The organism is Streptomyces sp. NBC_01408 (genome assembly GCF_026340255.1).
Taxonomy (GTDB): Bacteria; Actinomycetota; Actinomycetes; order Streptomycetales; family Streptomycetaceae; genus Streptomyces.
The window spans coordinates 1820633-1834636 of the sequence record NZ_JAPEPJ010000001.1 but is presented as its reverse complement, the minus strand read 5'-3'; the positions used below and the strand labels follow the sequence as shown (position 1 = coordinate 1834636).

The following is a 14004-nucleotide window of genomic DNA, read 5'->3' as shown; positions in this document are numbered from 1 at the left end:
CGCACGGATCGAGAGAGACGGAAGAACATGACCGTACGGGTCGCGGTGGCAGGTGCCAGCGGCTACGCGGGCGGGGAGATCCTCCGCCTGCTGGCGGCGCATCCCGGCGTGGAGATCGGCGCGGTGACGGCCCACACCAGCGCGGGCCGGCTGCTCGGCTCCGTGCAGCCGCAGCTGTCCGCCTTCGCCGACCGCGAGCTGGTGGAGACCTCCGCCGCCTCGCTCGGGGGACACGACGTGGTCTTCCTCGCCCTGCCGCACGGCCAGTCGGCTGCGCTGGCGCGGGAGCTGGACCCCACCACCCTCGTCGTGGACTGCGGCGCGGACTTCCGGCTGCGCGACCCCGCCGACTGGGAACGGTTCTACGGCTCCCCGCACGCCGGCACCTGGCCCTACGGCCTGCCCGAACTGCCCGGCGCCCGGGACGCGCTGAAGGGCGCCACTCGGATCGCCGTACCCGGCTGCTACCCGACCGCGGTCACCCTCGCCCTGTTCCCCGCCTACGCGGCCGGCCTGGTCGAGCCCGAGGCGGTGATCGTCGCGGCCAGCGGGACCTCGGGCGCCGGCAAGGCGCTCAGGACTCAGCTGCTCGGCGCCGAGGTGATGGGCTCCATGAGCCCGTACGGGGTCGGCGGCGGCCACCGGCACACCCCCGAGCTCACCCAGAACCTGTCCGGTGTCGCGGGCGAGCGCGTGACGGTCTCCTTCACCCCGACGCTGGCGCCCATGCCCCGCGGCATCCTGGCGACCTGTTCCGCCCGGCTGCGCCCGGAGGTGGCCGACAGCGCCACCGCCGAGCAGGAGGTGCGGGAGGCGTACGCGGCCGCGTACGGCGACGAGCCGTTCGTCCGGCTGCTGCCGCCCGGGCAGTGGCCCTCCACCGCGGCCGTGCTCGGCTCCAACACCGCCCAGGTGCAGATAGCCGTGGACCCGGACGCCCGCAGGCTGGTCTGCGTGAGCGCCATCGACAACCTGACCAAGGGCACCGCGGGTGGCGCGGTGCAGAGCATGAACGTCGCCCTCGGCCTGCCGGAACGGCTGGGCCTGCCCACGAATGGAGTGGCTCCGTGAGCGTGACCGCCGCCCGTGGATTCCTGGCAGCCGGTGTGGCCGCCGGAATCAAGGAATCCGGTGATCCCGACCTGGCCCTGGTGGTGAACCGGGGACCGTCCCGCGCCGCCGCCGGCGTCTTCACCTCCAACCGCGTGCAGGCGGCGCCCGTGCACTGGTCCCGGCGCGTGCTCGCCGACGGCCTGCTCTCGGCCGTCGTCCTCAACTCCGGCGGCGCCAACGCCTGTACGGGACCCGCGGGCGCCGTCGACACCCAGGTGATGGCCGAGCGGACCGCCCGGGCCACGGACACCGCCCCGGACGAGGTCGCGGTGTGCTCCACCGGCCTGATCGGCGTACGGCTGCCCATGGACCGGATCACGGACGGGATCGACACCGCCGCGGGCCTGCTGTCGGCCGACGGCGGCGAGGACGCGGCCGTCGCGATCAAGACCACGGACTCCGTGCACAAGACCGCCGCCGTGGCCCGCGACGGCTGGACCGTCGGCGGCATGGCCAAGGGCGCGGGCATGCTCGCTCCCGGGCTGGCCACCATGCTGGTCGTCCTCACCACGGACGCCGACGTGAGCGCGGAGGTCCTGGACCCGGCGCTGCGCGACGCGGTGCGCACCACCTTCGACCGGGTGGACTCGGACGGCTGCATGTCCACCAACGACACGGTGCTGCTGCTCGCTTCCGGCGCCTCGGGCCTCGTACCGGACACGGCGGAGTTCACCGAGGCCGTGCGCGCCGTGTGCGCGGACCTGGCCCGGCAGCTGGTGGCGGACGCCGAGGGCGCCTCCAAGGAGATCGAAGTGGCGGTCGTCGGCGCGGCCTCGGAGCAGGACGCGGTGGAGGTGGGCCGGTCGGTGGCCCGCAACAACCTCCTCAAGTGCGCGCTGCACGGCGAGGACCCGAACTGGGGCCGGGTGCTGTCCGCGATCGGCACCACCTCCGCCGTCTTCGACCCCGACCGGCTGGACGTGGCCATCAACGGCGTGTGGGTCTGCCGCGACGGGGCGGCCGGCGAGTCCCGGGACAAGGTCGACCTGTCGGGCCGCGAGATCACCGTGACCGTGGACCTGCGCTCGGGGGACGCCCGCGCGACGATCTGGACCAACGACCTGACGGCCGAGTACGTCCACGAGAACAGCGCGTACAGCTCGTGAACGGGGCGGGCACGACGCGAGCCGCAGCGCGTACGGGAACGGCCGCCGGACAGCGCGGCACGGGCGGGGCCGCAGCCGTGGCCGGACCGGCCGCGGCGGACCTGCCGTGGCTGGAGGAGCTCCAGGGCCGCACGGTCGTCGTCAAGTTCGGCGGCAACGCCATGGTGGACCCCTCGCTCCACCGGACCTTCGCCCAGGACGTCGTGGAACTGTGGCACGCGGGGCTGCGGCCCGTCGTCGTGCACGGCGGCGGACCCCAGATCAGCGCCATGCTCGACCGCCTGGACCTGGAGGTCCGCTTCGAGGCGGGTCTGCGGGTGACCACCCCGGAGACCATGGAGGTGGTCCGCATGGTGCTGACCGGGCAGGTCCAGCGGGAGCTGGTCGGCGCGCTCAACGCCCACGGGCCCTTCGCCGTGGGGATGTCGGGCGAGGACGCGCACACGATGACCGCCGTACGGCGGCCGGCCTGGGTGGACGGCCGGCCGGTGGACATCGGCCTGGTCGGCGAGGTGGTGGACGTGGACCCCGGTACGGTCCGCGCCCTGCTGGACCAGGGCCGCATCCCCGTGATCTCGCCGATCGCGCGGGGCGAGGACGGCGAGGTCTACAACGTCAACGCCGATCTCGCGGCGTCGGCGCTGGCCGTGGCCCTCGGGGCGGAGCGGCTGGTCGTCCTGACCGACGTCGAGGGGCTGTACGCGGACTGGCCGCGCAGCACCGAGGTGATCGAACGCCTCACGGCCGCCGAACTGGACGCACTGCTGCCGGAACTCGCGAGCGGCATGCTCCCCAAGATGGAGGGCTGTCTGCGGGCCGTCCGGGCGGGCGTGGGCAGGGCCCAGGTCATCGACGGCCGGGTGCCGCACGCGCTGCTGGCCGGAGTCTTCACCGAGGGCGGCTCGGGGACCACGGTGGTCCCCGACGCGGAGCCCGGGCAGCGGCCCGGGGACCGGAATGAGACCGAGAACGAGAACGAGGAGACCGTCGCGTGAGCGCCGACCCCCGCCCACCGCTCGCGGACCGCTGGAGCGCGGTCATGATGGACACCTACGGCACTCCCCCGCTGGCCCTGGTCAGGGGCGAGGGCAGCACGGTCTGGGACGAGTCCGGGCGGGCGTACACGGACTTCACCGGCGGGATCGCGGTCAACACCCTCGGGCACGCCCACCCGGCCGTGGTCGAGGCCGTCCAGGGGCAGGTGGCCCGGCTGGGGCACGTGTCGAACCTCTTCGTCTCCGGACCGCCGGTCGAGCTGGCCGAGCGCCTGCTGGGGCTGCTGGGCAGGCCGGGACGGGTGTTCTTCGCCAACTCCGGCGCGGAGGCGGCCGAGGCCGCCTTCAAGATCGCCCGCCGTACGGGACGGCCCCATCTGGTCGCCACCGAGGGCGGGTTCCACGGGCGCACCATGGGGGCGCTGGCCCTCACCGGCCAGCCGGCCAAGCGCGACCCCTTCCTGCCGCTGCCCGGGGAGGTGACGCACGTGCCGTTCGGAGACGCGGAGGCGCTGCGCGTGGCCGTCACCGAGCGGACCTCCGCGGTCTTCCTGGAACCGGTGCAGGGCGAGGCCGGGGTCATCCCGGCGCCCGAGGGCTACCTGCGGGCCGCCCGCGAGATCACCCGGGCCACGGGCACCCTGCTCGTACTGGACGAGGTGCAGACGGGGATCGGCCGCACCGGCCACTGGTTCGCGCACCAGGCGGAACCGGGGATCGACCCCGACGTGGTCACCCTCGCCAAGGGGCTGGGCGGCGGACTGCCCATCGGCGCCGCGGTGGCCTTCGGCCCGGCCGCCGACCTGCTGACCCCCGGCCAGCACGGCACCACCTTCGGCGGCAACCCGATCGCATGCGCGGCCGGACTCGCCGTGCTGGAGACCGTCGAGTCCGAGGGGCTGCTCGCGCACGTCCTGCGGGTGGGTGAGCGGCTGCGCGGCGGCATTGAGGGACTCAAGCACCCGCTGGTCCGTGAAGTGCGGGGCGCGGGGCTGCTGCTGGGCATCGTCCTCACCGAGCCGGTCGCCGCACGGGTCCAGCGGGCCGCGCAGGACGCCGGGTTCCTGGTGAACGCGGCGGGGCCGGCCACCGTACGGCTGGCCCCGGCCCTGACGGTGACGGCGGATCAGGCCGACGCCCTGGTGGGCGCGCTGCCCGCGATCCTCGACGCCTGAGCCTCGGCGGCCGTACGCAGCACGAAGGGGCGGGTCCCGGTGAGGGACCCGCCCCTTCATGCTGCGGTCACAGGGCGCGGGCCAGGACCCGGGCGCCTCGGCGCGGGTCCAGGGAGTCCGCCCAGGCGGCCGGGGCCTGGTTCGGGGAGGCCGGGCGGAAACCATGGCTCAGGAACAGGCGGCCGCTGCCGGTGGTCGCCGTGAACAGCGTCTCCACCGAGCGGAAGCGGGCCGCGGCGAACGCCGCCTGCAGCAGCCGGGCCCCCATGCCCGATCCCTGCCGGTGCCGGGCGACGCAGAAGTTGTACAGGACGCCCGCCGCGGGGTGGACCCGTACCCCGAGGCAGCCCTCCAGGGTTCCGTCGGGGGCCTGCGCGACGAGGAAGTCGGCCGCCTGGGCGAGGTAGAGGGAGAGCGGACGCTCGCGGAGCGCTCCCGCGCGGACGAAGGGCCGGGAGAGCGCGGCCAGCGCGGCGCCGTCGCCGGGGCGCGCGGGACGGACGGAGAACGGGGGGAATCCGGGCAGTTGGGGTGCGCGGAGCGGCAGCGTGGCGAGCGCGGCGGGACGCGGCGGGGCCGTGATCAAGGCGTTCCTTCCTCGGGTTCCGCCGGGCGCGGAGGACGGCAGGATCGCCGCGTACCCGGAGGAACGTTCGAAGTAAGGCTAGCCTCACCTAAGCCATCGGCCAAGTCGCCCGGCCGGCAGCAGGGTTCGTACCCGGCAGTAGCCGGAGACGGCCTAACCGCACGCCCGGCCGGGGTAGTCCGCGCTCTCCGGCGCCCCGGCCTCGCGCATCCGGCGCAGGACCTCGGCCAGGGCCGCGTCGTCCACGTCCACGGGGATGTTGAACTCCCGGTCGAAGACCATGACCTCGTCCCGGCCCGCCTGCCAGATCACCCAGCGGGGCGGGAACGCGGGGGCCTGCCACAGCGGGAGCAGCCGCTCCAGCGCTTCCACGTCCGTGCTCACAGTTTGCTGCCCTCCGTCGCCTCGCGGCCGTCCACGAAGGTCGCCACGACCTCGATCCCCGCGATCCGGGACGGATCCACCGCGCGCGGATCGTCCCCCAGCACCACGAAGTCGGCGCGCTTGCCCGGTGAGAGGCTACCCGCGCCGTCGTCCCAGCGGCAGGCGTACGCACCGGCGACCGTGTACGCGCGCAGCGCCTCCTCCACCGTGACGGCCTCGTCCGGGCCGACGGGCCGGCCGGAGGCGGAGGCCCGCTCGACCATGAACTGGACGGCCCGCAGCGGCGCTCCGTCGGTGACGGGCCGGTCCGAGCTGCCGACCAGCGTGACCCCGTGGTCCAGGAAGCCCCGGCCCCGGTACATCCACGGCGCCCGCTCCGCGCCCATCACGGCCGAGTAGTCGTCCCCGAAGGAGTACAGGAACGCGGGCTGGACCACGGCGCTGACGCCGAGCCGCGCGAACCGCGGCAGCTGGTCGGGGCGGATCAGGCCCGCGTGCTCGATGCGGTGCCGGGCGTCCGGGCGGGGCCGCAGTTTCTGCGCCCGCTCCAGCCCGTCGAGCGCGAGGTCGGCGGCGCGGTCCCCGATGGCGTGGACGGCGAGCTGCCAGCCGGCGAGGTGGCCGTCCACGATGAGGTCGAGGATCCGGTCGGGGTCGTCCTGGAGCTCCCCGGTGTGGTCCATGCCCGTGTAGGGCTCGGTGAGCGCGGCGGTACGGGCCATCATCCCGCCGTCGGTGTAGATCTTCAGCGCGCCCACGGACAGCCACTCGTCGCCGAAGCCGGTGCGCAGGCCGAGGTCCAGGGCGCGCGGAATGCCGTCGTCCTGGTGTGCGGCGAGCGGGCGGAGGGTGTCGCCCGCCGCCATGAGCTGGACCCGCAGGGGCAGCCGGCCCTGGTCGCGCAGCAGCTGGTAGGCGCCGAGTTCCACCGGGCTGTTGCCCAGCAGGCCGCCTCCGATGCCCGCTTCGGCGACGGCGGTCACCCCTTCGGAGAGGCAGACGCGCGCCGCCTGTTCGACCGCGTCGGCTATCTCCGTCTGCGAGTAGGGCAGGCGCAGCCGCCGCGCGGCCGTCATGGCGCTCTCCGCCAGGAAGCCTTCCTGGTGCGGGACTTCGGCGGGGAGCAGGTCCAGTACGGCGCTGCTGACGACGCAGCCGTGTCCCGAGTCGTGCAGCAGGAACACCTTGCGGCCGTGGCTGACCCGGTCCAGTTCGGCGGCGGTCAGATGACGGCCCAGCGCCCGCTGGTCGTAGCCCATGACGTCGACCCAGGCCGCCGGGTCCTTGCGCAGGGCGGCCTCCTCCACGACCGCGAGCACGTCCTCGGCCCGCCGGCACGGGGCGACGCTCGGGGTGCTCGCCTTCAGCCCGGTCCACGTCAGGTGGACGTGGCTGTCGATGAACCCGGGCAGCACGGTGGCGCCTTGCAGGTCGATGACCTCGCGGGCCGGCAGCGAGGTCACGGCCTCGTCCAGGCCCACGATCCGGCCCCGCCAGATGCCCAGGTCATGGGCGACCGGACGGTCCGGGTCCATGGTCAGGATGCGCGCGTTCGTCAGCCTCGTGCACAGCATGGGGGGGGTCCCGTCGCTAGGAGGTGTCCGGCCGGGTCAGGTGCGTTCGGCGAGCACGGCGTCGTGGGGAGCGGCTTCGGCGTCCTCGGGCGCGTACCGCTTCGGTGCCGCGGGGACCATCAGCGGGGTGCCGGTCTCCGGGTCCTCGATGATCCGACAGGGCAGCCCGAACACGTCCTCCACCAGTTCGGCGGTCATGACGGTCGCCGGGTCCCCTTCGGCGGCGATCGTGCCGCCGGGCCGCATCACGATGAGGTGGGTGGCGTAGCGGCAGGCCTGGTTGAGGTCGTGCAGGACCGCGACGACCGTGTGCCCCTTGCGGGCGTGCAGTTCGGCGCACAGGTCCAGCACCTCGACCTGGTGGGCGATGTCGAGGAAGGTGGTGGGCTCGTCCAGCAGCAGGATGGAGGTCTGCTGGGCGAGGACCATGGAGAGCCAGACGCGCTGGCGCTGGCCGCCGGAGAGGTCGTCCACGGGCCGGTCGGCGAGTTCGAGCACGCCGGTCTGGCGCATCGACTCGGTGACGGCCTCCTCGTCCTCGACGGACCACTGCTTGAGCAGCCGCTGGTGCGGGTAGCGGCCGCGCGCCACGAGGTCGCCCACGGTGATGCCGCCGGGGGCGTTCGAGGACTGCGGGAGCAGTCCGAGGCGGCGGGCCACCTCGCGGGAGCGGTACGAGGCGATGGCGGCCCCGTCGAGGTAGACCTGTCCGGCCTTGGGCTTCATCATCCGGGCGAGCGCCGTGAGCAGCGTCGACTTGCCGCAGGCGTTCGGCCCGACGATCACGGTGAAGGACCGGTCGGGGATGTCGACGCTCAGGGACGTGGCCACCGTCCGCTGGTCGTAGGACAGCGTGAGGTCCTCTGCGCGCAGCCGGGGCTGCGGCGAGTTGGTTCCAGTCATGCGCGGCTCTTTCGCGACTCGGTGATCAGCAGCCAGATGAGGTACAGCCCGCCGATGGCGCCGGTCGCCGTGCCGACCGGGAGCAGCGCGGGCGCGAAGGCCCGCTGTACGACGAGGTCGCTCAGGAGGAGGAGAAAGGCGCCCATCAGGGCGGACGGCAGCAGCGCGGGGCCGGAGGCCCGGGTGAGCCTGCGGACCACCTGGGGCGCGGCGAGGGCGATGAACCAGATGGGGCCGGTGACGGCGGTGGCGAAGGCGGCGAGGGCGACGCTGATGACCAGGAGGGCCGTACGGGTGCGCGAGACCTCGACGCCGAGCGCGCTGGCGGTGGTGTCGCCCATCTCGACCATGGAGAGGCGGCGGGAGAGGAGGAAGGCCGGCGGCAGCAGGACGGCGAGGGCGAGGCCGATGGCGTTGGCGTGCGTCCACAGCCGGTTCCCGAGGCTGCCGACCAGCCAGGACTGGGCTTCCAGGGCTTCCTGGAAGGACGCCCGGGTGATCAGGTAGGAGTTGACGGCGAGCAGCAGGGCGCTGACGCCGATGCCGATGACGACCAGCCGGAATCCCTGGATCCCGCGGCCGATCAGGAGGAGGTGGACGACGAGGGCGGTGGCGAGGCCGCCGGCCAGGGCGCCCAGTGCGATCTGGGTCATGCTGCCGTGCAGCACGATGATCACGACGAGCGCGCCCACGGCGGAGCCGTTGGTGAAGCCGATGATGTCGGGGCTGCCGAGGGAGTTGCGGGTCAGGCTCTGCAGGATCGCCCCGCTCACCGCGAGGGCCGCGCCGACGAACACCGCGGTCAGGATGCGCGGCATGCGCAGGGTGTTGACGACGAAGTCCGCGGCGCCGGAGCCGCTGCCGGTCAGGGCCTGGAAGACCTCCCCCACGGAGAGCTCGAAGTCGCCGGTGGTCAGCGTGATGCCGACGAGCACGACGAGCGCGACGAGCAGCAGGGCGGTCACGGCGGCGGTGCGGCCCTGCACGCGCAGCGAGACGCCGCCCACCCGGACGGTCCGGCCGCTGACGACGCGGGGGGCGGGGGTGTGCCCGGATCCGGGCAGGGAGGCGGCGGAGGCTTTCGTCTCCGGTACGGCGCTCACAGCATGACCAGCTTTCGACGGCGGCACAGCGCGATGAACAGGGGCGCGCCGATGAAGGCGGTGACGATGCCGACCTGTACCTCGCCCGGGGCGCCGAGCACCCGGCCCAGGACGTCCGAGCCGACGAGCAGCACCGGTGCGAGCACCATCGAGTACGCGAACACCCAGCGCTGGTCGGCGCCGACGAGGAACCGGGCGACGTGCGGCACGGCCAGGCCGACGAAGCTGATCGGCCCGACGGCGGCGGTGGCGGCGCCGCACAGCAGCATCACGGCGACGGCCGCCAGGACGCGGGTGCGGCCGACGTTCACGCCGAGGGAGCGCCCCATCTGGTCGCCCATGGCCAGGGCGTTGAGGGAGGGGGCGAGGAGGAAGGCGACGACCAGGCCGACGGCGACGAACGGCAGGACGAGCAGCACGATGTCGTAGTACCGGCCCGCGAGGGAGCCGACCGTCCAGAAGCGGAACTGGTCGAAGGCCTCCGGGTCGAAGAGCAGCACGCCCCAGTTGAAGGCGTACAGCACGGCGGTGACCGCCGCTCCGGCGACGACGAGCCGGTCGGGGGTGGCCAGTTTCCGCCCGGAGGAGCCGAGGAGGTAGACGCCGATCGAGGCGGCGGCGGCCCCGGCGAGGGCGAACCACACGTAGCCGAGGGGCGAGGCCACGCCCACGAAGGCGATGGCGACGACGACGCCCGAGGAGGCGCCCAGGTTGACCCCGAGCAGTCCGGGGTCGGCGAGCGGGTTGCGCGTCAGAGCCTGCATCAGGGCGCCGGAGAGTCCGAGCGCCACCCCGACGAGGACGCCGAGTAGGGTGCGGGGTATCCGGTACTCGTGGACGATGACGGAGGCCTGCGATCCGTCCGGGTTCCACAGGAGGTCCCAGGTCGAGGCGAAGGGGATCCCCCGGGAGCCCACCCAGACGCTGACGAGCGAGACGAGGACGAGCGCGCCGAGCGTTACGAGAAGACCGAGGCCGCGCAGGGCCACGGCGGCCGGACGGACCGCGGGTACGACGGGCTCGACGGGGTCACCGGTCTTGTTTCCGGACGCCGTCTGGGCTTCGACGGACAACGACCACTCCCCTGGCGGCGGAATTCGAGTGCCCCGCGAGCCGCGCGAAGCGTGAACGAGAACATGGCTATGCCGCAGGCGACATGACATGCAATCATTGAACTTAGGTGAGCCTAACCGCACGTCGCCGCGGGGTCAACGCGGAGGAGCGACCCGACCCGACGCCCGGACCGCGGGGTGCCAGCGGGGCCCCGACGGCACCCTTGGCAGTCGCTTAAATTAAGATAGCCTTACCTAACTATCCTGCCCTGTTCTTGTGGAGGCGCCGCATGCCCGCTGGAGAACCAACGGGAGGCCCCGTCCTCCGGAGAGCGCTCGCCGATCAGCGTCGCCGTGTCACCGGAGCATCGCTCCTCGGCATGGCGCACCAAGCGTGCGAAGCCCTCATCCCGGTCGTCATCGGTCTGGTCATCGACGAGGCGGTGGCGACCGGTTCCTCCGGCGCCCTCCTGCGCTGGCTGCTGGTGCTCGCCGCCCTCTTCTTCATCCTGTCCAACTGCTACCGCAACTCCGCACGCCTCGCGGAGGGCGCGGGCGAGAGCGCCGCGCACCGGATCCGCAAGGACCTCGCCGCGCGGGTGCTCGACCCGCGGGGCGGCGCCGACAGCGGCCGGCTGCCCGGCGCGCTGACGTCCGTCGCGACCGGCGACGCCCGGCGCGTCGGCTCGGTCGCCTCCGCACTTCCGTACACGCTGTCCGCGATCACCGGTCTGGCGATCAGCGCGGTCGCCCTGCTGCGGATCTCCGTACCGCTCGGCCTGCTCGTCCTCCTCGGCGTACCGCCGCTGCTGTGGCTCGGCCTCGTCATCAGCCGCCCGCTGGAACGGCGCAGCGAGGCCGAACAGGAGCACGCCGCGCACGCGTCGGGCGTCGCCGCCGACCTGGTCGCCGGCCTGCGCGTGCTGAAGGGCATCGGCGCCGAGGCCACGGCGGTCTCCCGCTACCGCGAGACGAGCCGCAGCTCGCTGGCCTCCGCCCTGCGGGCGGCCACCAGCCGCGCCTGGCACGACGGCGCGATCCTCGCCCTGACCGGCATCTTCATCGCGGCCATCGGGCTCGTCGGAGCCCATCTCGCGATGCGCGGCGACATCACCGTGGGTGAGCTGGTGGCGGCCGTCGCCCTGGCCCAGTACCTCCTCGGTCCCTTCCAGCTCCTCACCTACGTCAACGGCGAGTTCGCCCAGGCCCGCGCGTCGGCCGAGCGGATCGCCGAGGTCCTCGCCTCGCCGCCCGCCGTCGCGGCCGGTACGGCCCCGCTGTCCGAGCAGGTCGCCGGGGGGCTGCGCCTGCGCGGTGTCACCCAGGGCGTGCTCCGCGGCGTCGACCTCGACATCGCGCCCGGCACCCTCGTCGGTGTCGTCGCCCGCGACGCGGCCGCCGCGAACGACCTGCTGCTCTGCCTGGGCCGCGAACTCGACCCGGCCGAGGGCACCGTCGAGCTCGACGGCGTACCCCTGACCGACATCGGGCCCGACGACGCCCGCCGCGCGATCCTGGTCGCCCACCACGACGCGGACCTCTTCGAGGACAGCCTCCTCGCCAACGTACGCGCCGGGACGGACGCCGAAGCGGCGGACGTGGCACCGGCGCTGGCGGCCGCGACCGCGGACGACGTCGCCCAGGCCCTGCCCGAGGGCGTCGACACCGTCCTCACCGAGCGCGGCCGTTCGCTGTCCGGCGGCCAGCGCCAGCGCGTGGCGCTCGCCCGCGCCCTGGCCGCGGACCCGCCGGTCCTCGTCGTCCACGACCCGACCACCGCCGTCGACACGGTCACCGAGGCCCGGATCGCCGCCCGTCTGCGGGACCTGCGCCGGGGCCGCACCACGGTGCTCGTGACCACCAGCCCCGCGCTGCTCGCCGGAACCGACGTCGTGATCATGCTCGACGACGGCCGGGTGGCCGCCGAGGGCACCCACCCGGAGCTGGTCGCCGCCCACGAGTCGTACCGCTCGGCGGTGCTGGCATGACGGACGCCCAGGACCGGGACCCCCTGGACCCGCAACCGCTGGATCCACGACCGCTGGACCCCCCACCGCTCGACCGAGACGCGAAGGACGAAGGACCGACGATGAGCGGACCCGGTACACCCGAACGCGAGCTCCTGCCCACCGCCAGCGGTGCCCGGACCTTCGCCGTCATGCGCGAACTGCTGCGCCGGCACCGGCTGCTGTCCTTCGGCGCGGTGACCGTCCTCGTCCTCGGCACGGGCATCGGGCTGCTGACCGCGCCGCTGCTCGGCCGGATCGTCGACCTGGTGATCGACAAGCAGGGCGAGTCCGCGCTGACCGTGCCGATGATCCTCCTCCTGGCGGTCGCCGTGGCCCGGGGCATCGCCACGGCCATCGGCAAGTCCCTGGTGGCCAGGCTCGGCGAGACGGTCCTCGCCGACCTGCGGGAACGCTTCATCTCGCGGGCGCTGCGACTGCCGCTCGAACGGGTCGAGAAGGCCGGTTCCGGCGACCTCACCTCGCGTGTCACCGGCGACGTCACCCTGATCGCCCGGGCGGTTCGCCAGGCCCTGCCCGAGTTCGCCAACGCCTTCCTCACCATCGTGCTGACGCTGGTGGGCCTCACCGTCCTCGACTGGCGTTTCCTGCCCGCCGTCCTGCTGGCCGTCCCCGTGCACATCCTCACGGTCCGCTGGTACATCCCGCGCGCCGCGAGCATCTACGCCGCCCACCGGGTGGCGACCGGGGCCCTCCAGCACCAGCTGCTCGACAGCGTCGGCGGAGTCCGTACCGTGCGGGCGTTCCGCCTCAACCGGCGCCACGAAGAGCTGGTCGAGCAGCGGTCGCAGACCGCCGTCGACCTCGCGGCGCGCGGCATGCGCCTGGTCTCGGGCTTCTTCTCCCGCCTGAACATCGCCGAGTTCGTCGGCATGACGGCGATCCTCGTCACCGGCTTCTTCCTGGTCGACAACGGCTCGGTGAGCATCGGTACGGCGACCGCGGCCGCGCTCTACTTCCACGGCCTGTTCAACCCGATCAACGCCGCGCTGTTCCTCATCGACGACGCCCAGTCCGCCGGAGCGAGCCTCGCCCGTCTCGTCGGCGTTTCGAGCCTCCCCGCCGAACGGGAGCCCGACGTCCGGGCCGCCGCACCGGTCGACGGCTCGGTCAAGGTGTCCGGCCTCAGCCACGCCTACGTGGACGGCCACCCGGTGCTCAGCGACGTCGACCTGGAGGTCGGGGACGGCGAGCGCGTCGCCCTGGTGGGCGCCAGCGGCGCCGGGAAGACCACGCTCGCGAAGCTGATCGCGGGCGTCCACGACCCGGCGACCGGTGCAATCTCCCTGGGCGGCGTGGACTCCCGCGAGCTGGGCGCCGCCGGGGTCCGGCAGGCGGTCACCCTGATCAGCCAGGAGGTCCACGTCTTCGCGGGCCCGCTCTCCGAGGACCTGCGGCTGGCCCGCCCCGGGGCGACCGACGAGGAACTGCGCACCGCGCTGGCCCACGTCGACGCCCTGCAGTGGGTCGACGCGCTGCCCGACGGGCTGGCCACGGTCGTGGGCGAGGGCGGCCACCGGCTCACGGTGACCCAGGCGCAGCACCTCGCGCTCGCGCGCCTCGTCCTCACCGACCCGCCCATCGCGATCCTGGACGAGGCCACCGCCGACGCCGGCAGCGCGGGCGCCCGCGTGCTGGAGACCGCCGCGCTGCGCGCCCTGGAGGGCCGTACGGGCCTGATGGTCGCCCACCGGCTCCCGCAGGCGGCGACCGCCGACCGCGTCGTCGTCCTGGACCAGGGGCGGATCGTCGAGACGGGCACCCACGCGGAACTCGTCGCGGCGGGTGGCCGTTACGCCGAACTCTGGTCGGCGTGGTCCGACAGCCGCCGCGAACCGGCGGTCCAGGCCTGACCCGTACCCCCACCCGCACCGCACAGAAGGCCCCCGTCCCGGTACTCCGGGCGGGGGCCTTCTGCCGTGCCCCTGCGGGGGGCTTGGCCGGGTGTGGCGGGGGTCGGTCGGTGCGGCGCCGTTGCACGGGGCT

The 14004-nt window shown here is 73.9% G+C and carries 12 protein-coding genes; 6 read left to right on the top strand and 6 right to left on the bottom strand.

Annotated features, from left to right (window positions below; translation table 11 throughout):
- The first annotated feature begins 27 nt into the window (after positions 1-27).
- From argC to OG447_RS08610, 4 genes are all read left to right on the top strand, one after another.
- The gene (argC, locus tag OG447_RS08625; RefSeq protein ID WP_266935882.1) at positions 28-1071 is read left to right on the top strand and encodes an N-acetyl-gamma-glutamyl-phosphate reductase; all 1044 of its coding nucleotides are present in this window, start codon (positions 28-30) and stop codon (positions 1069-1071) included.
- Positions 1068-2219 carry a bifunctional glutamate N-acetyltransferase/amino-acid acetyltransferase ArgJ gene (gene argJ, locus OG447_RS08620; RefSeq protein WP_266935881.1) on the top strand — a complete coding sequence of 384 codons (1152 nt, stop codon included), beginning with the start codon at positions 1068-1070 and terminating at the stop codon, positions 2217-2219. Before argC ends, argJ begins: the two co-directional genes overlap by 4 nt.
- Positions 2220-2296: 77 nt before the next feature.
- Positions 2297-3214: an acetylglutamate kinase gene (gene argB / locus OG447_RS08615; RefSeq protein WP_266935880.1), complete on the top strand. Its 918-nt coding sequence runs from the start codon at positions 2297-2299 to the stop codon at positions 3212-3214.
- Positions 3211-4389: an acetylornithine transaminase gene (locus tag OG447_RS08610; protein ID WP_266935879.1), complete on the top strand. Its 1179-nt coding sequence runs from the start codon at positions 3211-3213 to the stop codon at positions 4387-4389. Before argB ends, OG447_RS08610 begins: the two co-directional genes overlap by 4 nt.
- A 67-nt stretch (positions 4390-4456) precedes the next feature.
- On the opposite strand, the gene OG447_RS08605 is transcribed toward OG447_RS08610, so the two are convergent.
- The 6 genes from OG447_RS08605 to OG447_RS08580 form a co-directional block, all read right to left on the bottom strand.
- Positions 4457-4936, bottom strand: a complete 480-nt coding sequence (locus OG447_RS08605; RefSeq protein WP_266938806.1) for a GNAT family N-acetyltransferase — start codon at positions 4934-4936, stop codon at positions 4457-4459.
- A gap of 192 nt (positions 4937-5128) precedes the next feature.
- Positions 5129-5359: a hypothetical protein gene (locus tag OG447_RS08600; RefSeq protein WP_266935878.1), complete on the bottom strand. Its 231-nt coding sequence runs from the start codon at positions 5357-5359 to the stop codon at positions 5129-5131.
- Complete coding sequence (locus OG447_RS08595) at positions 5356-6933, bottom strand: amidohydrolase (RefSeq protein ID WP_266935877.1); 1578 nt, start codon at positions 6931-6933, stop codon at positions 5356-5358. The genes OG447_RS08600 and OG447_RS08595 overlap by 4 nt, the downstream gene beginning before the upstream one ends.
- Positions 6934-6969: 36 nt before the next feature.
- Entirely contained in the window at positions 6970-7836 is an 867-nt protein-coding gene (locus tag OG447_RS08590; protein ID WP_266935876.1) for an ABC transporter ATP-binding protein, read from the bottom strand.
- On the bottom strand, positions 7833-8939 hold the full coding sequence (locus OG447_RS08585; RefSeq protein ID WP_266935875.1) for an iron chelate uptake ABC transporter family permease subunit: 1107 nt from the start codon (positions 8937-8939) through the stop codon (positions 7833-7835). Before OG447_RS08585 ends, OG447_RS08590 begins: the two co-directional genes overlap by 4 nt.
- Positions 8936-10012, bottom strand: coding sequence for an iron ABC transporter permease (locus tag OG447_RS08580; protein ID WP_266935874.1), 1077 nt, complete (start codon positions 10010-10012; stop codon positions 8936-8938). Before OG447_RS08580 ends, OG447_RS08585 begins: the two co-directional genes overlap by 4 nt.
- Positions 10013-10281: 269 nt before the next feature.
- Here OG447_RS08580 and OG447_RS08575 point away from each other — a divergent pair, with 269 nt between their 5' ends.
- Positions 10282-11979, top strand: a complete 1698-nt coding sequence (locus OG447_RS08575) for an ABC transporter ATP-binding protein (protein ID WP_266935873.1) — start codon at positions 10282-10284, stop codon at positions 11977-11979.
- Between the two features lie 101 nt (positions 11980-12080).
- On the top strand, positions 12081-13871 hold the full coding sequence (locus tag OG447_RS08570; RefSeq protein WP_266935872.1) for an ABC transporter ATP-binding protein: 1791 nt from the start codon (positions 12081-12083) through the stop codon (positions 13869-13871).
- The last annotated feature ends 133 nt before the right edge of the window (positions 13872-14004 follow it).

What these genes read in the sequence shown, in the direction of transcription:
- OG447_RS08570 (WP_266935872.1), top strand. Translation starts at nt 12,081, where the DNA reads ATGAGCGGACCCGGTACACCCGAACGCGAGCTCCTGCCCACCGCCAGC.
- OG447_RS08595 (WP_266935877.1), bottom strand. Translation starts at nt 6,933, where the DNA reads ATGCTGTGCACGAGGCTGACGAACGCGCGCATCCTGACCATGGACCCG.
- argC (WP_266935882.1), top strand. Translation starts at nt 28, where the DNA reads ATGACCGTACGGGTCGCGGTGGCAGGTGCCAGCGGCTACGCGGGCGGG.
- OG447_RS08590 (WP_266935876.1), bottom strand. Translation starts at nt 7,836, where the DNA reads ATGACTGGAACCAACTCGCCGCAGCCCCGGCTGCGCGCAGAGGACCTC.
- OG447_RS08575 (WP_266935873.1), top strand. Translation starts at nt 10,282, where the DNA reads ATGCCCGCTGGAGAACCAACGGGAGGCCCCGTCCTCCGGAGAGCGCTC.